The organism is Bacillus tequilensis, assembly GCF_012225885.1.
Classification (GTDB): Bacteria; Bacillota; Bacilli; order Bacillales; family Bacillaceae; genus Bacillus; species Bacillus tequilensis.
This window is the reverse complement of record NZ_CP048852.1, coordinates 2,574,627-2,593,467: the sequence shown is the minus strand read 5'-3', so window position 1 is coordinate 2,593,467 and position 18,841 is coordinate 2,574,627. Positions and strand designations below refer to the sequence as shown.

The following is an 18,841-nucleotide window of genomic DNA, read 5'->3' as shown; positions in this document are numbered from 1 at the left end:
CATTTATTTTTTGAATATAATAAATAAACATAGGAAACCAAAAGCAGGTGTTTAAAATGCTAGAAAATAGACTCTATAAACGATCGGTTTTTTGGAAATTATTTTCTCGGAAATATAAGCAAGCTAAAACAATTGAGCATATGATGATTGACTCTATAGACATACAAGGAAATGACAGAATTTTAGAAATTGGAATCGGAAATGGCACTGTCTTTAAGAACATAACCGACAAACTGGATAAGGGAAGCCTAAAAAGCATTGATCCTTCAAAGCGAAAGGTAAGACAGATATCACGTGCGACTCGAAAAAACATGGGGAAAGGGGAAGTTTATCATGGCTATCCAGAGAATATTCCCTTTGCTGACCGTACCTTTAATAAAGTGTTTTCTTTACATACGGTTCAGAGCTGCACTGATATTAAGCTTGCATTAAGAGAAATTTACCGGGTGCTTCAAATTGACGGCCGGTTTTATATCAATATTGATGAAAACACCGGTGAGAAAGAGAAAATGTATATTCAACTGCTGAAAGACCAGCATTTCAGGGATCTTTCTGTCGTCAGACGTGATACTTGTCTTTGTATTGTGGCCGTTAAATAAAATCATTTCTCGGGAAATATATCCAGATCGCCTCTTTTTGGGATTTGGGTATATTTTCTTATTTTTTTATTTTTTGCATATTCTTTATATTAAAAAAAGTTTTTTTCATATAAACTGATAACATAAGAACGGGCAAAGAGGTGATAGCGGACGATTAGACAGACATGATGAACAAGCGGAATGAATATTCATTCCGCAAGAAATCGGAGGTTGTAACATTACATGTTATCCGCATCCAGCAGTAAATACGACATGATTATGAAAGCGTCGGTTTCACTATTTACGGAAAGGGGATTTGACGCTACCACTATCCCAATGATAGCTGAACGAGCCCGTGTGGGGACTGGAACGATCTACCGCTATTTTGACAGCAAAGAAACACTTGTCAACGTATTGTTTCAAGAAAGCATCCAGCGCTTTACGGAAAAGCTAAAGCAAGATTTTTCGGAATTGCCTGTCAGATCAGGCTTTCACCACGTATTTTGCTGCCTCGTTCAATTTACAAATGAGAGCGACTATGCGCTTTTTTTTCTTGAAATGAAGAAAGACGCTCATTATTTAAATGACACAAGCAGAAAAATGATTGAAAATCTGATGCACATGCTTGATGACTATTTTAACAAGGGAAAAGCGGAAGGCGTGATTCGCAGCCTGCCCTCTAATGTGTTAATAGCGATTGTGTTAGGGGCGTTTCTCAAAATATATCAGCTTGTTCAAACGGGCGATATACAGATGGACATGGATTTAATGACCGAATTGGAACAATGCTGCTGGGACGCCATTAAGCTTCATTCATTTACTTCACAAAAATAGGAAAGGAAGATGTTAATGAAACAGGCAAGCGCATTACCACAGCCCAAAACATACGGACCTTTAAAAAATCTTCCGCATCTGGAAAAAGAGCAGCTTTCGCAATCCTTATGGCGGATCGCTGATGAATTGGGGCCGATTTTCCGGTTTGATTTTCCAGGCGTATCCAGTGTTTTTGTATCCAGCCACGATCTTGTGGCGGAGGTGTGTGATGAAAGCCGCTTTGACAAAAACCTTGGCAAGGGCTTGTTAAAGGTGCGCGAGTTTGGAGGAGACGGCTTATTTACAAGCTGGACCCACGAACCAAATTGGCAAAAAGCCCACCGCATTTTGCTGCCGAGCTTCAGCCAAAAAGCGATGAAAGGCTATCATTCTATGATGCTGGATATCGCGACCCAGCTGATTCAAAAATGGAGCCGGCTTAATCCCAATGAGGAAATAGACGTAGCGGACGACATGACCCGTCTGACGCTTGATACGATCGGGCTATGCGGGTTTAATTATCGCTTCAACAGCTTTTATCGTGATTCTCAGCATCCGTTTATCACCAGCATGCTTCGTGCTTTAAAAGAGGCAATGAATCAATCGAAAAGATTGGGCCTGCAAGATAAGATGATGGTGAAAACGAAGCTGCAATTCCAAAAGGATATAGAGGTCATGAACGCCCTTGTCGATAGAATGATTGCGGAGCGAAAAGCGAATCCGGATGAAAACATTAAGGATCTTTTATCACTGATGCTTTATGCAAAAGATCCAGTAACGGGTGAAACGCTGGATGATGAAAACATCAGATACCAAATCATTACGTTTTTAATTGCAGGGCATGAAACAACAAGCGGTTTGCTTTCATTTGCGATCTACTGTCTGCTTACACATCCCGAAAAACTGAAAAAAGCTCAGGAGGAAGCCGATCGTGTGCTAACGGATGACACGCCGGAATATAAACAAATCCAGCAGTTGAAATACATTCGAATGGTTTTAAATGAAACGATCAGGCTGTATCCAACAGCTCCGGCCTTTTCTCTCTATGCTAAGGAAGATACTGTTTTAGGCGGGGAATATCCGATCAGCAAAGGGCAGCCTGTCACCGTTTTGATTCCAAAGCTGCACCGAGATCAAAACGCATGGGGGGCGGATGCGGAAGATTTTCGCCCGGAACGGTTTGAAGACCCTTCGCGTATTCCTCACCATGCGTATAAGCCGTTTGGAAACGGGCAGCGCGCTTGTATCGGCATGCAGTTTGCTCTCCAAGAAGCGACGATGGTCCTCGGTCTTGTATTGAAGCATTTTGATTTGATGAACCATACTGGATACGAACTGAAAATCAAAGAGGCATTAACAATCAAGCCTGATGAATTTAAAATTACGGTGAAACCGCGGAAAACAGCGGCAATCAATATACAGAGAAAAGAACAGGCTGACATCAAAACAGAAATAAAGCCAGAAACAAAACCTAAGCACGACACACCTTTACTCGTTCTTTACGGTTCAAACCTAGGAACAGCAGAAGGAATCGCCGGTGAACTGGCTGCCTACGGCCGCCAGATGGGCTTTACAGCCGAAACAGCCCCGCTTGATGATTATGTCGGCAAGCTTCCTGAACAAGGCGCAGTCGTTATCGTTACCGCTTCTTATAATGGGGCGCCGCCTGATAATGCGGCCGGCTTTGTAGAGTGGCTGGATGAGCTTGAGGAAGGACGATTGAAAGGCGTCTCATATGCGGTATTCGGCTGCGGAAACCGGAGCTGGGCCGGCACGTATCAGCGGATTCCCCGCCTCATAGATGACATGATGAAAGCAAAGGGCGCATCACGTTTAACAGCGATTGGGGAAGGCGATGCGGCTGATGATTTTGAAAGCCATCGCGAATCGTGGGAAAAGCGCTTCTGGAAGGAAACAATGGAGGCATTTGATATAAACGAAGTATCTCAGAAAGAAGACAGGCCTTCATTATCAATTACTTTTCTTAATGAAGCGACGGAAACACCGCTTGCCAAAGCCTATGGCGCGTTTGAAGGGAATGTTTTAGAGAACCGGGAGCTTCAAGCGGCTGACAGTCCGCGTTCCACCCGCCATATTGAATTGCAGCTTCCTGATGGCAAAACATATAAAGAAGGCGATCATATCGGGATATTGCCAAAAAACAGCCAAAAGCTTGTTCAGCGGGTCCTCAGCCGATTCGGTCTGCAGTCTAGTCATGTGATAAAAATAAGCGGAAGCCTTCATATGGCTCATCTTCCGATGGATCGGCCCATTAAAGTGGCAGATTTGTTGTCGTCTTATGTGGAGCTGCAGGAACCGGCTTCAAGGCTTCAGCTTCGGGAACTGGCTTCTTATACAGTCTGCCCGCCGCATAAAAAAGAGCTGGAACAGCTTGTGTCAAATGATGGGATTTATAAAGAGCAGGTATTGGCAAAACGTCTCACCATGCTTGATCTTTTAGAGGATTACCCTGCCTGCGAAATGCCGTTTGAGCGGTTTTTAGAGCTCTTGCCATCACTTAAACCAAGATATTATTCCATTTCAAGCTCCCCGAAGATCCATGCCAATATCGTGAGCATGACGGTAGGCGTTGTGAAAGCCTCAGCATGGAGCGGGCGAGGCGAATACCGGGGCGTCGCCTCTAATTATTTAGCAGAGCTGGGTACAGGTGATGCAGCAGCCTGCTTTATCAGAACGCCGCAATCCGGATTCAAGATGCCAGATGACCCTCAAACGCCTATGATTATGGTCGGGCCAGGTACAGGAATTGCGCCATTCAGAGGTTTTATTCAGGCAAGATCTGTTTTGAAGAAGGAAGGAAGCACGCTTGGTGAAGCACTTTTATACTTTGGCTGCCGCTGCCCAGACCATGACGACCTTTACAGAGAAGAGCTGGATCAAGCGGAACGAGATGGCTTGGTTACAATCCGCCGATGCTACTCACGCGTTGAAAACAAACCAAAAGAATATGTACAGCACCTGCTCAAACAAGATACGCAGAAATTGATATCGCTCATTGAAAAAGGGGCTCACATTTATGTCTGCGGTGATGGATCGCAAATGGCTCCTGATGTAGAGAATACGCTGCGACTGGCATATGAAGCTGAAAAAGGAGCAAGCCAGGAAGAATCAGCCGAATGGCTGCAGAGGCTGCAATCCCAGAAACGTTATGTAAAAGACGTTTGGACAGGTATGTAAAAAACAAAATCCCGCCATCAGATTGGCGGGATGTTTTTGTATGTGTGAAAACCGGCACGATAATGAAATCTACTGAAAAGGATGTTATAGGGAGTATCGCGCCGGCCTTACTGTTAATATCGACATATAGGGACAAAAGTTTAGGTTTTTTCCTTGTTTTTTAGAAATTTTATAGTTCTAAAGACTTATTTTCAATTCGGATATTTTGTTTTCCACTATTCCTTAAAACCGCCCACCTCTTGGTGATTGATGTTTCAATTGACTTTCTACATGTTTTCGATAATGGAAGTCATGAATCAGCCAAATCGTGGGCTGATTAACAGCATGATGCTTTCGATCACAAACAGCCATATCCCTGCCGATATTAATCGGTTATAAAACCCCGACGAGAAACAAAGCTCCAATGATAACATGTTTACTGTATAAAGAACCTTATATCGTTTTTTTAGCTCGTATCGATCGAGTTTGTTTTTGATCTCGTTTTTTGCGTGAGGTGCAATTATTATTCCTCCATTCAATCATTCCTTACCCCTGCTATAAATTCTAGGTAAACATAACAGATGAAAGGAAATCACCTTTATTTCTTTTCTAGCAGGCATTAAAACTTGAGCAGAAACCCTGCGTACTCACCAACTGACCGCGATGGCTACCCTTTATATAATTGAAATCGTTTGTCGGTTCAATGCAGACAGAATGCAGGATAAACAAATGTCCCACAGCTGTGTAATAGACTGATCAATCTGTAAAAAAGGGGCAAAAAAAGCTTGCCGAAAAAACATAGTTTTCTCAGGCAAGCCCTATGACTTTGGTTAAATGATGGCTTGAAACACCATCGCTCTATTCCAAATAATGTTTTTTGAAATCAGAGTGGATAGAAAATTTGCGGCGCAACTTGATGAGATTTTCTCCAAAGCTTTCTTCTAAAAGCCCTCTATGCTTTTTCAGAATTTCCATAAGGTACAGATCATGAATAATGACTTCAGTAATAGGCATGACCAAACCTACATGCATTGTCCATGCAGCACGGCTGTCGCTGCCAAGAGAGACAATACCCGCTACTACTTCTGAATCATCTCCGCTATAGACAAGCCACCGCCCGTCATACTCCTCTGTAATTTCACTGCTCATATCATGAAGGTAAACAGCCGCAAAATCAGATATGATGTCGCCGTATGCAATAATGGTGACGATTACACCTTGATTTGCCGCCTGCCTCAGCTCTGATTCTATCTCTTCATAATCTTCTTTCCATATTTCTAAAAGAATTCTTTTTTTGGCGGATAAGATACAAGCTTTCACCTTTTCTAGAATGTCACTGCGTCCGGTGATATTCCAGATATTTTCCCGGTCATTTGCAGTATGCTCGAATTTTTCAAAGTATTTCTCAGCCTGATCAAAATGCTCTTCCGCTTTGAGCCGGCGGTTTTTAATCAGTTCCTTAGCGGGGACAGGGACATACTGAGGCGTATTTCCGTGACTTACAAAAACATCTCCTCTTAGAACAAGACTTTCCAATACTTCATAAATTTTAGAGCGGGGCACTCCGGATTTTTTGGCGACGGCATAGCCAGTTAAAGGTGATTCTTGCAATAAGGCCAAATAAGCTTTTGATTCATATTCTGTAAAATTAAGGTTTTTTAAAATGTCTAACATGTTTTCCTTCATACATCCTCCAATATAAAAACAGTCGCTGTCTTTGTAATCGCTATTTTAACAAACCATATTGATTTATTCCAAACGCATTGATACAATTTTATAAGTAGTTACTATTGTAGTCACTATATGAAGGAGGAGAAGAAATGCACAGCTTACTCGCATACATACCAATCGCTGCCATGATGGTCATTATACCGGGTGCAGATACGATGCTTGTTATGAAAAATACCCTTAGATATGGCGCGAAGGCTGGCCGTTATAACATTCTCGGATTGGCAACAGGGCTTTCCTTTTGGACGGTTATTGCCATTTTAGGTTTATCAGTTGTTATTGCAAAGTCGGTGTTTCTTTTCACTACAATCAAATATTTGGGAGCGGCATATTTGATTTATTTAGGAATCAAAAGTTTTTTTGCCAAAAATATGTTCTCTATCGATGACATGCAATCCCAAGCAGCAACCGCGGAAAAGTCTCCGAAACGTTATTATAAAACGTCCTTTATGCAAGGGTCACTTAGTAACATTCTCAATCCTAAAACTGTTTTGGTTTATGTGACAATCATGCCCCAATTTATCAATCTGAACGAAAATATAAACCAGCAGCTCATCATTTTGGCTTCGATCTTAACTTTATTAGCGGTGCTGTGGTTCCTTTTTCTCGTTTATATCATTGATTTTGCAAAAAAATGGATGAAAAACTCGAAGTTCCAAAAAGCTTTTCAAAAAGTAACCGGAATGATATTAGTTGGTTTTGGCATTAAAACGGGCTTGAATTAATCCCCGTCTTCTTTTCGTTTCGGCAGTGTCATTTTATCAGTGTGTGGTGACAAAAAAAGACAAGGGAGTGAGGGACTGACCCCCGTTTTTGAGACAGGGATCAAAACACCTTTTAAACAGCCAATTGCCGATAGTTTATCGGTGATTGGTTGTTTAGTTTAGTTTGGATACGAATATTGTTATAATAATGAATGTATTCTATGACAGTGCGTTCTACGATGGCGGTCGTAGTTCGATCAATGCTGTTAAGATAGAACGTTTCAGACTTTAGTGAGGAATGAAACGATTCGATGGAGGCATTATCAGCGGGCGTCCCTTTGCGGGACATGCTCATGGTAATGCCTTTTGTTTTAACAGCTTTTTGATACTCGTAAGATGTATACACAGAACCTTGGTCACTATGTAACACGCAGTTCTCAGGCAACATTGGCAGCTGATCAAGTGTGTCTAAGACAAAGGCTGTATCCTGCTTATCCCCAATCGTAAAAGCAATCACTTCTCCATTGTATAAATCCAATATACTGGAAAGGTACAATTGTTTCTGTCCATAAGGCAAATACGTAATGTCCGTTACTAGTTTTTCAAGAGGGCGATCAGACTGAAAGTTCCGATCCAATATATTATCGACCACGGCATATGGCTGCCCATCCTTCTTGCGCTTTTTCACCTTAACCCGGCACTGCCATTGATTTTTCTGCATAATACGTTGAACCGTTTTATGGTTAATATGCATACTCTTTTTTAGTATAGCTGTGATTTTTCGATATCCATATCGATACTTGTGCTCTCGGCACAACGTGCCGATTTGTTTTTCCAAATGGCGCTTGGGATGATCCTTCATCGGATTCTTCTTCCAGCGATAATAAGACGCTCGAGAGATACCTAAATGAATACAGATATCCTGTATGGTCATTGTGCTGTTCAATATTTCTACAAGTTCGACTGACGTTTCGCTATCAACTTCCTTTCCAATTCGTTGTACTTTTTTAAAACTTCATTCTGTTGTCTCAGGTAACGAATCTCTGCCTGCATTTTCTCTAATTCGGAAGAATACTCCGGACCTTTTCCGTAAGTGTATTGCTTTCCAACAGGCTGTTCGAATCGATGTGTATCCCCAGCCTTATGCCATCTAACCCATGTCTGAACCTGTGTCTTATTCTTAATATTCAACTCCTGCATGATCTCTTTCATAGGTACGCCTGCCAATCTCATTTCTACAGCCTTCTGTTTCACTTCAACCGGATAACTCACTCTTGTCCCCATAGAAAAAACACCTCCAAGTCTAATTTCGGATAACAATCATCCGTATTCAAACTTGAAGGTGTTTTTTATTTGTCTCATCTTATGGGGTCAGTCCCGTGAGCCCTTGTCTTTTTATTATTTTTGTCCTCTCATGGTCAGTAGCTTATACATCATCATCAATAAAATAAACCAGACTGGAGTGACAAACAAAGCAACACGCGTATCATTCGCCAATGCCAATATGACAAGAATAAACGCGAGAAAGGCGAGAGTGAAGTAGTTGGATAATGGGTAAAAAGGCATTTTAAATTTGCTTTTCTTCGCTGCTTGCGGCCTTGTTTTTCGATATTTCAAATGGCAAATTAACGTAATGCCCCAAATAAAAATGAAGCATATTGTAGAAACACTTGTAATCAGTGTAAAGACTTGCTCCGGCATCACATAATTCAGACTAACGCCAATCAGAATGGCGATGGTTGAAAAAAACAGCGCATTACTTGGCACTTTAGAGGAAGTCAGCTTCTTCAATAATCCAGGTGCGTGATGATCCTTTGCGAGAGAATAGACCATTCGGCTTGTGCTGAATAAAGCGCTGTTAGCCGCTGATGCCGCTGAGGTTAGTACAACAAAATTGATCATACTGGCAGCGGCAACGATGCCTACTGCAGAAAAGACTTGAACAAATGGGCTTTCATTTGGATTCAAAACATTCCAAGGATAGATACACATGATCACAAAAAGTGCGCCGACATAAAAAAGTAAAATCCGGACAGGAATTTGATTGATAGCTTTAGGGATCACTTTCTGGGGATTATCTGTTTCACCTGCTGTCAGCCCAACAAGTTCAATTCCCACAAAAGCGAAGACAACCATTTGAAAGGAAAGGATAAACCCATGCCATCCATTTGGAAACATGCCGCCGTGGCTCCAAAGATTTGTGAGGCTGGCTGAGCCGGAAGCCGCGGAAAATCCTTTCGCAATCAAGACAATACCAGTTACGATAAGAGCCAGTATGGCAATGATTTTGATTAATGCAAACCAGAATTCTAATTCCCCGAACAGTTTAACCGTGGCAAGATTCATGATCAGCAGGATGATAAGCGCAAGAAGACCCGGCAGCCATTGAGGCACATCGGGAAGCCAATATTGCGTATAAATCCCGACGGCCGTTAAATCAGCCATTGCGAGAGAAATCCAGCAGAACCAGTAGGTCCAGCCAGTAATAAACGCTGCCATATTGCCTAAATAGTCCCTCACAAAATCAACGAAAGAGTGATAGCCTGAATTTGATAGGAGCAATTCTCCGAGTGAACGCATAATGAAAAAGCAAAAGACTCCAGTGATCAAGTAAGCAAATAAAATGGATGGCCCCGCAAAGTGGATGGATTTTCCTGAACCCAAGAATAAGCCTGTTCCGATTGCCCCCCCAATCGCCATTAGTTGTATATGCCTGTTTTTAAGGCCTCTAGACAATTTTTGCTGTTGTTCCAAATTGTCTTTGTTAGAATTGCCTGTCAATTTTCTTTTCCCCCAAGAATTAAAGTTTTTATCGGATATTATAACATTTAAAAGAATAGATTGTTTACATTTTAAATTTTAAAAATATTTTTAAGTTTATTACTAAACTTCAAGGGGTTCCGATTTTGATGAAAAGATGACAATGATCTGAAAGGTTGTTTTGACGATGTCTTTTTTGGTTTGCTAGGATATATGATGACCGTATGCTAATTATAGGATACAGGTGAAATGTATGACACGAGGCAGGGCATAGAATGAAATTACAAACAGCACAGCTATTCACCATCTTATCAGAATATCAGTTTTTTGATTGGGAGGACCATGAGAATAATAAGCATCTCATGATGATAGGGCTTCCGGAGAATACGCTTGAGATAAAAGGTTTTTATCAATCATTCGGTTTTGATTCAGTCGAAAATCCGTTTTCGAACATAAAAATCTCGAAAAAACAGTGGGTCCAAATGGAGGATTTATTTTTTCCATGGGTATCTCCTTATCTATCGACTTTCGGCCAAACGGTAGTTACGCCATTTTTAAGTAATGACTGGGAAGGAGAATGTGACCTGGACGATATAATGGATGATGAGTTTGCTCACGCTTATAAAGCGTATAAGGCTTTTCTAATAAACAACGATTTGTATGTTCATGGGCCCGCTTTGATTGAGACCAGCAGGGGGTATCAAATCGATCATATCGGAGATTTTTCAATTCTGGGCAGGATGGCCGCAAGAAATCATCGTTATTTATTCTTTGCTGATGAAGATAAAGTTTTTATGTTTACAGATTCATTGACTTTGCAGATGTATTGTAAAGATGAAGAAGTTCTGCATCAAGAAAAGAAAAAAATCAAGCAGATGCTGCATCCTGATTTTTTATCATGAAATGGCGGACACATAGATGTCCGCCATTTCTTTATTTTCAGATACTGCGGGAATGCTTTTGGGTAAATAGTCCTGATCTTTATGATTCATTTTTTGGCATTCATGATTTTGCCATCATTCGATTCCTTAAGAATGATAAACTGTTTACTGATTATTACTTTGGAAGGGGACCGGCCTTGAAGACTTCGAATCTAAAATACTAATATAAGACGTAAATGATTCGGAATAATATACAATTAAGCATAAGAGGCAACGTTGTCAATCTGCTATAGAGACCTTTTTGGCAGTATCAATAGATAAAACCATGCTGTCCGCCATAAAGTTTCGGAATATTCTTGTTAAGGGCTTATCTAATAAGGACAAAGGATGATAGATGTGAAAAGGATAGACAAAATATACCATCAGCTCATACATAATTTTCGTGACTCCAGCTTAGATCATCTGTTAAAAGTACAGGGAAACTCAGCAAAGGAAATTGCTGAGCAGCTGAAAATGGAGCGGTCCAATGTCAGTTTTGAATTAAATAATCTTGTTCGGTCCAAGAGGGTCATAAAAATCAAAACGTTTCCAGTGCGATATATCCCGGTCGAAATAGCGGAAAGATTATGCAACAGGAAATGGGATACAGAGATGATGGAAGTGAAAGACCTGAAGCCGTTTTCCGGGGATGAAAAACAGAATCATCAATCGATTTCCACGAATCCTTTAGAGCTTATGATTGGGGCAAAAGGCAGTTTGAAGAAAGCAATCTCCCAGGCGAAAGCAGCTGTCTTTTATCCGCCGAATGGCCTGCATATGCTCCTTTTAGGGCCGACGGGTTCTGGTAAATCCCTTTTCGCGAACCGGATTTACCAGTTTGCCATATACTCTGACATTTTGAAGGCCGGCGCACCGTTTATTACATTTAACTGTGCAGATTACTACAACAATCCTCAATTATTGCTTTCTCAATTATTCGGACACAAAAAAGGTTCGTTTACAGGTGCCGGCGAAGATAAGGCGGGGTTAGTCGAACAGGCCGATGGGGGCATTCTTTTTATGGATGAAATCCACCGTCTCCCTCCAGAGGGACAGGAAATGCTGTTTTATTTTATTGACAGCGGCTCTTATAACAGGCTTGGCGAATCTGAACATAGACGCACATCGAACGTATTGTTTATTTGCGCCACTACGGAAAATCCAAGCTCTGCACTATTAAAAACATTTCTGCGAAGGATTCCAATGACCATTCATATCCCTTCGCTTGAAGAACGATCGCTAAAAGAAAGAGTGGATCTGACGACGTTTTTATTAGGGAAAGAAGCAGAGCGAATTAAGAAAAACCTGAGTGTGCACATCGATGTCTATAATGCACTTATTCATTCCGCCAAATTAGGGAATGTCGGACAGCTGAAATCAAATGTCCAGTTAGTCTGCGCACACGGGTTTTTACATAATCTCGATCGAAGTGAGATGATTGAACTGACTGTTCGGGATCTTCCAGATGAAATCAAGCAAGAATGGATGTCCAGCAGTAAAAACATGCAAAGAAGCAAAGTCATTTCTGAATATGTCAATATTACAACGATCATATCTCCGATTGTAGAAGATGAAACGACAAAAATTGACGAAGACCTCTCGTTTAACTTATATCACTTGATCGAGGAAAAAGTGAAAACCCTCAAGAAAGAAGGATTATCCAAAAAGGATATTAATCAATACATCCTGACTGATGTCCATTTGCATGTCAGAAGTTTTTTTCATCACCGGGCGTTTCAAAAGGACAGCCTGCTGACATTCGTTGAAGACGACGTGATTCAATTGACAAAACAGTTAAAAGAAATAGCTGAACATGAGCTTGATTGCACGTTTGACCGTAAATTTATTTATTTCTTAAGCATGCATATTGACGCGTTTTTAAAGCGCGGAAAGCAAATTGATGTTTTAAATACACAGGAAACTGATGAAATCCGTGAGACTCATGTAAATGAATATCGGGTGGCGATGATTTTTAAAGATAAAATTCAAGAACATTTTAAAGCAGCCATCCCGGAAATAGAGGTCATCTACTTAACGATGCTGATTCATTCCATCAAATCGTTAAGGGAGAACAAAAGAGTCGGTATTATTGTGGCTGCGCATGGAAACAGCACAGCGAGTTCAATGGTTGAAGTCGCAACAGAGCTGCTGGGGAGCACTCCGATTGCGGCAGTCGATATGCCGCTTACGGTTTCACCTTCAGAAATCACAGAATGCTTAGCTGAAAAAATGAAGCAGGTTCATGAAGGCGAAGGTGTTTTAATGCTGGTAGACATGGGGTCACTTGCGATGCTTGAAAGCAAACTGGAGGAAAAGACAGGCATTCCCATCAAAACCATCAGCAATGTTACAACATCAATGGTGCTTGATGCTGTCAGAAAGGTGAACTATTTGAATTTGAATTTGCATGCGATTTATCAATCGGTCACGAAGGATTTTATTGAGTTATGGGAGCGGCAGCCAGCTGCATCCGGTAAAAAGAAGGCATTGGTCTCCATCTGCACGACAGGCGGCGGAACGGCCAAAAAGCTGGAAGACATCCTGACAACGATCGTAAACAAGGCTTCAGATACCCCGATTCACATCTTGACCGTTTCATCTCTTAAATTAGCAAACAGCATAAAAGAAATCGAAAAAGAATACGAGATCCTTGCGACAGTCGGAACGAAAAACCCTAAAATCAATGCTCCGCATGTCTCTTTAGAAGTATTAATTGAAGGGGAGGGGGAGAGGCTGATTCAACAGGCGATTACAAAGGGCAGCATTCCGTTGAGCAAAGGGTTAAACGAAGCGAATATTATTGTCAGGGAGCTTTGTGAGGACAGCTTGAAAAAGTACCTTGTCTTCTTAAATCCCCACCATATGATCGCCATGTTATTAGAATGGCTGCAAGCCGTTCAGGATGAGCTCGGAGTCATTTTCAATAATGCCGTTTTGATTAAAGTGATTATACATACGGCGTTCGCCTTTGAAAGGGTGATTAAGCAGAATCCGATTGCTTTCACAGAGGAAGAAGAAATCAATGATCAGCTGTATGAAATGGTGAAGGTGGCAAATCGGACATTAGCTCCGTATGAAGAAAAGCTTGGACTTCGCATAAGTGATGATGAAAAATTATTTATAGCCGCCATATTCGCTGAAGAAATGCATGGCCAGCTGTTTTAAAACTGATTTTTTTATATGAACCTGTATTAAATAGAAACCCATTTTAATACAGGTTTATTTTTTTTGTTTCAAGTGTTTCAACAACAAACTGTCATTTGCTGAAATATAAATGAAAGCGCTTAACACAACTATGTTGGCACGATTCTTGCATGATATATGGATGTACAAAACAAAGAAAGGAGCAATGGATATGATTTCAGTTATTATCAGCGGTCATGGAGATTTTCCTGTAGCATTAAAAGAATCTTCAGGGATGATATTCGGTGAAGAAAATAGCTTGATTGCAGTGCCGTTTTTGAAAGGGGAAGGCATTCAAACGCTGCAAGAAAAATATCATCAGGCGCTCAAAGACATTCCGAAAGAAAATGAAGTGCTTTTTTTAGTTGATATTTTTGGAGGAACCCCATACAACGCGGCCGCTTCCTTCATTGCCGAGAGTGAAAGAATGGATATGGCAGCCGGCGTCAACCTGCCGATTCTGCTGGAGGTATTAAGCCTGAGAGAACATGTGACACTGAAAGATTTATTGAACAACTTAAAAACAATGAGCCAGCAAAGCTTTCAAGTGTGCAGTGAACATTTAGAAAAAGTAAAAACAGCCAATCAAGAAACAAGAGAGGATGAATTGTAATGAACATTGTGTTAGCAAGAATTGATGACCGCTTTATTCACGGCCAGATCCTGACAAGATGGATTAAAGTCCATGCGGCAGACCGAATCATCGTTGTCTCCGACGATATTGCACAGGACGAAATGAGAAAAACACTGATCCTTTCTGTTGCGCCTTCAAATGTAAAGGCGAGTGCCGTCTCGGTTTCAAAAATGGCAAAAGCGTTTCATAGTCCGCGTTATGAAGGAGTAACGGCAATGCTCTTGTTTGAAAATCCGTCGGATATTGTATCTCTTATAGAAGCAGGCGTGCCGATCAAAACAGTAAACGTCGGAGGTATGCGTTTTGAAAATCAACGCAGGCAAATCACAAAGTCAGTCAGCGTCACAGAGGAAGATATAAAGGCGTTTGAAACATTAAGCGGCCTGGGTGTCAAACTGGAATTGAGGCAGCTGCCTTCAGATGCCAGCGAAGACTTTGCACAGATTTTACGGAATGTAACAAAATAATCAAGGGGATGAGAATATGTCTTCAATACAAATTATTTTGTTGTTAATCATTGCAGCAATCACCGGCATTGCAAGTGTATTGGATGAAGGGCAGACACACCGGCCGCTTGTAGCCTGCACGCTAGTTGGCTTGGTGCTGGGAGATTTAAAAACGGGAATTATTCTCGGAGGCACACTGGAACTGATGGCGCTGGGCTGGATGAACGTCGGCCTTGCGATGGCGCCTGATACAGCGATTGCCTCTGTCATCTCAACCATTTTAGTGATTACCGCTGATCAGGGAATTGGCGAGGGCATTGCCGTTGCTGTTGCTTTGGCAGCTGCGGGCCAGGCGCTGACGATTTTTGTGCGGACGATCACTGTCTTTTTCATTCACCGGGCAGATCGATATGCAAAAGAAGGGAATATAAAAGGAATTGAAATTATGCATATTACTGCGATGGTGTTTCAAGCCCTGCGCGTCATGATCCCGACATTGATTGTCGCATTGATCAGTGTCAGCGCTGTTCAGGCGTTCTTGGGCAATATTCCTGATGTCATTACAAAAGGACTGCAAATAGGCGGAGGCATTATCGTTGTTGTCGGGTATGCCATGGTGATCAATATGATGAATATCCCTTATTTAAAGCCATTTTTCTATATTGGATTTTTATTAGCGGCGTTTACCGATTTCAACTTAGTCGGATTTGGAGCACTTGGTCTCTGTCTGGCGCTTTTATACCAGCAGGTGATGCAAAAACATACCGCTCACGGAGCAGTCGCCGCCGCATCAGACAGCGGCAGTGTCGCTGTTTATGATGACGATGATGATGACCTTGATGCCTAAACAATGAGGGGGGATGAAAAGATGGAAAAAGAAAAACGATTAACGAAAAAAGAAATTTTCAGCATGTTTATTCGTTCAAATTTTTTGCTCGGCTCCTTTAACTTCGAACGTGTGCAGGCCATGGGATATTGCTATGTCATGATACCGGCAATCAAAAAATTGTACGGTCCCGGAGCGAAAAGAAATGAAGCATTGCAGCGGCATTTGGAATGGTTTAATACACACCCGTGGCTGACAGCGCCTATATTTGGCGTGACAGCTGCCATGGAAGAAGAAATGGCGAACAATAAAGGAATTGATGGAAAAGCGATAAGCGGGATGAAAATCGGTTTGATGGGCCCGATAGCGGGTGTAGGCGATCCGATTTTCTGGGGGACGGTTCGCCCGGTCTTAGCTGCGCTAGGGGCCTCACTCGCTTTAGGAGGTAACATTGCCGGCCCTTTGTTATTCTTTTTCTTACTGAACGCCATAAGATTAAGTACAAAATATTACGGATTAAAGTACGGCTATGTGAAAGGTATGGAAATTCTGCAGGATTTAGCGGGGAATCGCATTCAAAAGCTTACAGAGGGCGCTTCGATTCTCGGGTTATTTGTAATGGGAGCCCTCGTTTCCAAATGGACCACCATCAACATTCCAATCGTTGTGTCCAGAATTAAGGATGAGAGCGGAAAAGTGGATGTTCAAACCGTACAAAATGTGTTAGACAGCATCATGCCGGGGGCACTGCCTCTAGGGTTAACGTTATTGGTGGCTTGGATGCTGCGCAAAGGGGTGAATCCTCTTCTCATTATCTGCGGCATCTTTATCATCGGGATTCTTGGGTATTGGGCTGGTTTCTTAGCATAAGCTGTGTGATGTAAGAAAAAAAGAGGGAAGCTGCAGCATTCTATCATATATCAATCATTCGGTAACAGCAAAACAAAGGAGAATGGCCAGAAACGGTTCCAACTTGTGCAGCAGTCTCTCTTGGAGTGTTCGAACCTAAAGAGAGGAGCGAAGAAACAAATGAAAAAAAGACTTTCGCAAGTCAGCATCATGTTCACCCTGCTGTTCACGATGGCATTTCCGGTAAAGGCGGCAGATTCAGGCTACTATGATGAGGATTACCGTCCTCAATATCATTTCACGCCGGAGGCTAACTGGATGAATGATCCAAACGGGATGGTGTATTATGCTGGAGAATATCACTTGTTCTATCAATACCATCCATATGGGCTTCAGTGGGGCCCCATGCATTGGGGGCATGCCGTGAGCAAAGATTTGGTGACGTGGAAGCACCTTCCTGTTGCGCTGGAACCGGATGACAAAGGCACAATCTTTTCTGGAAGCGCAGTTGTAGACAAATATAACACAAGCGGTTTTCAAACAGGCGAAGAGAAGCCGCTTGTGGCCATTTATACACAGGATCGTGAAGGTCATCAAGTGCAGAGTATTGCCTATAGCAATGACAAAGGAAGAACGTGGAAGAAATACGCTGGCAATCCTGTCATTCCGAATCCGGGAGAAAAAGATTTTCGAGATCCAAAAGTATTTTGGTATGAAAAAGAAAATAAGTGGGTGATGCTGCTTGCGGCCGGTGACCGAATCCTTATTTATACATCCAAAAACCTGAAGCAGTGGACGTATGCAAGTGAGTTTGGACAGGGGCAAGGGAGTCATGGGGGAGTATGGGAGTGTCCGGACTTGTTTGAGCTCCCGGTAGACGGCAATCCGAATCAGAAAAAATGGGTGATGCAGGTCAGTGTCGGAAACGGAGCGGTTTCGGGAGGGTCAGGCATGCAATATTTTGTGGGGGACTTTGATGGAACACATTTTAAAAATGAAAATCCGTCAAACAAAGTTCTCTGGACGGATTACGGCAGAGACTTTTATGCCGCTGTATCCTGGTCTGATATCCCATCCTCAGACTGCCGGCGGCTGTGGTTAGGGTGGATGAGCAATTGGCAATATGCAAATGATGTCCCTACATCCCCATGGAGAAGCGCAGCGTCCATTCCAAGAGAGATAAAATTGAAAACGCTTACCGAAGGAGTTAGGGTCGTCCAAACTCCGGTAAAAGAGTTGCAAGCCATTCGCGGCACCTCTAAAAAATGGAAGAATCAAACCGTATCGCACGCAAGTCAAAATGTGTTTACGGGCTTATCTGGAGATGCATATGAATTACAAGCAGAATTTCAAGTGACCCCAGGATCAGCTGCCGAATTTGGTTTTAAGGTTCAAACAGGCGGAGGCCAATTTACGAAAGTCGGCTATGATCGAAAGAATGCCAAACTGTTCGTTGACCGGAGCGAGTCGGGGAACGTCACCTTTAATCCGACCTTCAACACCGGAAAACAGACAGCTCCGCTGAAGCCGGTAAATGGAAAGTTACAGATGCGCATTTTTGTCGACCGCTCTTCGGTTGAAGTATTTGGGAATGACGGACAGAAGGTCATAACCGATATCGTTCTCCCGGATCGATCAAGCAAAGGTCTTGAATTATATGCGGCGAAGGGCGGTGTAAAGGTAAAATCTTTAGCTATATACCCTTTAAAAAAGGTGTGGGGAACATCACCTTTCATTTCTAATTTAGGTGAGTGGACGGTTGTTAATGGCACGTGGGCCGACACAATTGAAGGAAAACAAGGGAGATCGGACGGCGATTCCTTTATCTTGTCATCAGCATCCGGATCAGACTTCACCTATGAATCTGATATGACCATTAAGGATGGCAACGGAAGGGGGGCGGGGGCGCTTATATTTCGCTCTGACAAAGACGCAAAAAATGCTTATCTTGCCAACGTCGATGCGAAGCATGACTTAGTGAAATTCTTTAAATTTGAGAACGGTGCTGCTTCTGTCATTGCCGAATACAAGACGCCGATAGACGTGAACAAAAAGTATCATCTGAAAACTGAGGCCAAGGGCAATCGCTTTAAAATCTATTTAGATGATCGTCTTGTGATCGATGCGAATGATTCCACATTCTCAGAAGGGCAATTTGGTTTGAACGTGTGGGACGCGACCGCTGTCTTTCAGAATGTAAACAAGGAGTCTTAACATGAACAA

Annotated in this window: 14 protein-coding genes and 1 pseudogene; 11 read left to right on the top strand and 4 right to left on the bottom strand. The window is 42.2% G+C overall.

Annotated features, from left to right (window positions below):
* The first annotated feature begins 56 nt into the window (after positions 1-56).
* The 3 genes from G4P54_RS13880 (at position 57) to cypB (ending at position 4,589) form a co-directional block, all read left to right on the top strand.
* Positions 57-599 (top strand): class I SAM-dependent methyltransferase, encoded by a 543-nt coding sequence (locus tag G4P54_RS13880; RefSeq protein WP_167872964.1) that lies wholly within the window; start codon positions 57-59, stop codon positions 597-599.
* Positions 600-821: 222 nt separating this feature from the next.
* Positions 822-1,412, top strand: a complete 591-nt coding sequence (fatR, locus tag G4P54_RS13875; protein WP_167872963.1) for a transcriptional regulator FatR — start codon at positions 822-824, stop codon at positions 1,410-1,412.
* Between the two features lie 15 nt (positions 1,413-1,427).
* Positions 1,428-4,589 carry a bifunctional cytochrome P450/NADPH--P450 reductase CypB gene (gene cypB, locus G4P54_RS13870; RefSeq protein WP_167872962.1) on the top strand — a complete coding sequence of 1,054 codons (3,162 nt, stop codon included), beginning with the start codon at positions 1,428-1,430 and terminating at the stop codon, positions 4,587-4,589.
* 222 nt (positions 4,590-4,811) lie between these two features.
* On the opposite strand, the pseudogene G4P54_RS21380 reads toward cypB, so the two are convergent.
* Positions 4,812-5,089, bottom strand: a pseudogene (locus G4P54_RS21380) (YrhK family protein).
* 337 nt (positions 5,090-5,426) lie between these two features.
* Positions 5,427-6,254 carry a TrmB family transcriptional regulator gene (locus G4P54_RS13865; protein WP_024714929.1) on the bottom strand — a complete coding sequence of 276 codons (828 nt, stop codon included), beginning with the start codon at positions 6,252-6,254 and terminating at the stop codon, positions 5,427-5,429.
* A gap of 134 nt (positions 6,255-6,388) precedes the next feature.
* On the opposite strand from G4P54_RS13865, the gene G4P54_RS13860 reads away from it, so the two are divergent.
* A complete protein-coding gene (locus tag G4P54_RS13860) occupies positions 6,389-7,021 on the top strand; it encodes a LysE family transporter (protein ID WP_167872961.1) in 633 nt (210 codons plus the stop codon).
* 112 nt (positions 7,022-7,133) lie between these two features.
* On the opposite strand, the gene G4P54_RS13855 is transcribed toward G4P54_RS13860, so the two are convergent.
* Positions 7,134-8,284, bottom strand: a protein-coding gene (locus tag G4P54_RS13855) for an IS3 family transposase (protein WP_167871594.1) whose coding sequence is annotated in 2 segments (ribosomal slippage) — positions 7,134-8,011 and positions 8,011-8,284 — 1,152 coding nt in all. Because the reading frame shifts where the segments join, the coding sequence is not laid out codon by codon here.
* Positions 8,285-8,398: 114 nt separating this feature from the next.
* Positions 8,399-9,781, bottom strand: coding sequence for an amino acid permease (locus G4P54_RS13850; RefSeq protein ID WP_167872960.1), 1,383 nt, complete (start codon positions 9,779-9,781; stop codon positions 8,399-8,401).
* A gap of 254 nt (positions 9,782-10,035) precedes the next feature.
* Between G4P54_RS13850 and G4P54_RS13845 the strand changes: the two genes are divergently transcribed.
* The 7 genes from G4P54_RS13845 (at position 10,036) to sacC (ending at position 18,832) form a co-directional block, all read left to right on the top strand.
* Complete coding sequence (locus G4P54_RS13845; RefSeq protein WP_167872959.1) at positions 10,036-10,662, top strand: hypothetical protein; 627 nt, start codon at positions 10,036-10,038, stop codon at positions 10,660-10,662.
* Between the two features lie 375 nt (positions 10,663-11,037).
* Positions 11,038-13,845, top strand: a complete 2,808-nt coding sequence (gene levR / locus G4P54_RS13840) for a transcriptional regulator LevR (protein WP_167872958.1) — start codon at positions 11,038-11,040, stop codon at positions 13,843-13,845.
* A gap of 190 nt (positions 13,846-14,035) precedes the next feature.
* Positions 14,036-14,476, top strand: coding sequence for a PTS fructose transporter subunit IIA (levD, locus tag G4P54_RS13835; RefSeq protein WP_167872957.1), 441 nt, complete (start codon positions 14,036-14,038; stop codon positions 14,474-14,476).
* Positions 14,476-14,964, top strand: a complete 489-nt coding sequence (gene levE / locus G4P54_RS13830) for a PTS fructose transporter subunit IIB (RefSeq protein ID WP_167872956.1) — start codon at positions 14,476-14,478, stop codon at positions 14,962-14,964. Before levD ends, levE begins: the two co-directional genes overlap by 1 nt.
* Positions 14,965-14,980: 16 nt before the next feature.
* Positions 14,981-15,790, top strand: coding sequence for a PTS fructose transporter subunit IIC (levF, locus tag G4P54_RS13825; protein ID WP_024714936.1), 810 nt, complete (start codon positions 14,981-14,983; stop codon positions 15,788-15,790).
* Positions 15,791-15,811: 21 nt separating this feature from the next.
* Positions 15,812-16,639 carry a PTS fructose transporter subunit IID gene (gene levG / locus G4P54_RS13820; protein WP_024714937.1) on the top strand — a complete coding sequence of 276 codons (828 nt, stop codon included), beginning with the start codon at positions 15,812-15,814 and terminating at the stop codon, positions 16,637-16,639.
* A 159-nt stretch (positions 16,640-16,798) separates the two neighbouring features.
* Positions 16,799-18,832 carry a levanase SacC gene (gene sacC, locus G4P54_RS13815; protein ID WP_167872955.1) on the top strand — a complete coding sequence of 678 codons (2,034 nt, stop codon included), beginning with the start codon at positions 16,799-16,801 and terminating at the stop codon, positions 18,830-18,832.
* Positions 18,833-18,841: the final 9 nt, after the last annotated feature.

Excerpts from the sequence above, each read along its gene's own strand:
- G4P54_RS13880 (WP_167872964.1), top strand. The coding sequence starts at position 57 with ATGCTAGAAAATAGACTCTATAAACGATCGGTTTTTTGGAAATTATTT.
- fatR (WP_167872963.1), top strand. The coding sequence starts at position 822 with ATGTTATCCGCATCCAGCAGTAAATACGACATGATTATGAAAGCGTCG.
- cypB (WP_167872962.1), top strand. The coding sequence starts at position 1,428 with ATGAAACAGGCAAGCGCATTACCACAGCCCAAAACATACGGACCTTTA.
- G4P54_RS13865 (WP_024714929.1), bottom strand. The coding sequence starts at position 6,254 with ATGAAGGAAAACATGTTAGACATTTTAAAAAACCTTAATTTTACAGAA.
- G4P54_RS13860 (WP_167872961.1), top strand. The coding sequence starts at position 6,389 with ATGCACAGCTTACTCGCATACATACCAATCGCTGCCATGATGGTCATT.
- G4P54_RS13845 (WP_167872959.1), top strand. The coding sequence starts at position 10,036 with ATGAAATTACAAACAGCACAGCTATTCACCATCTTATCAGAATATCAG.
- levD (WP_167872957.1), top strand. The coding sequence starts at position 14,036 with ATGATTTCAGTTATTATCAGCGGTCATGGAGATTTTCCTGTAGCATTA.
- levE (WP_167872956.1), top strand. The coding sequence starts at position 14,476 with ATGAACATTGTGTTAGCAAGAATTGATGACCGCTTTATTCACGGCCAG.
- levF (WP_024714936.1), top strand. The coding sequence starts at position 14,981 with ATGTCTTCAATACAAATTATTTTGTTGTTAATCATTGCAGCAATCACC.
- levG (WP_024714937.1), top strand. The coding sequence starts at position 15,812 with ATGGAAAAAGAAAAACGATTAACGAAAAAAGAAATTTTCAGCATGTTT.
- sacC (WP_167872955.1), top strand. The coding sequence starts at position 16,799 with ATGAAAAAAAGACTTTCGCAAGTCAGCATCATGTTCACCCTGCTGTTC.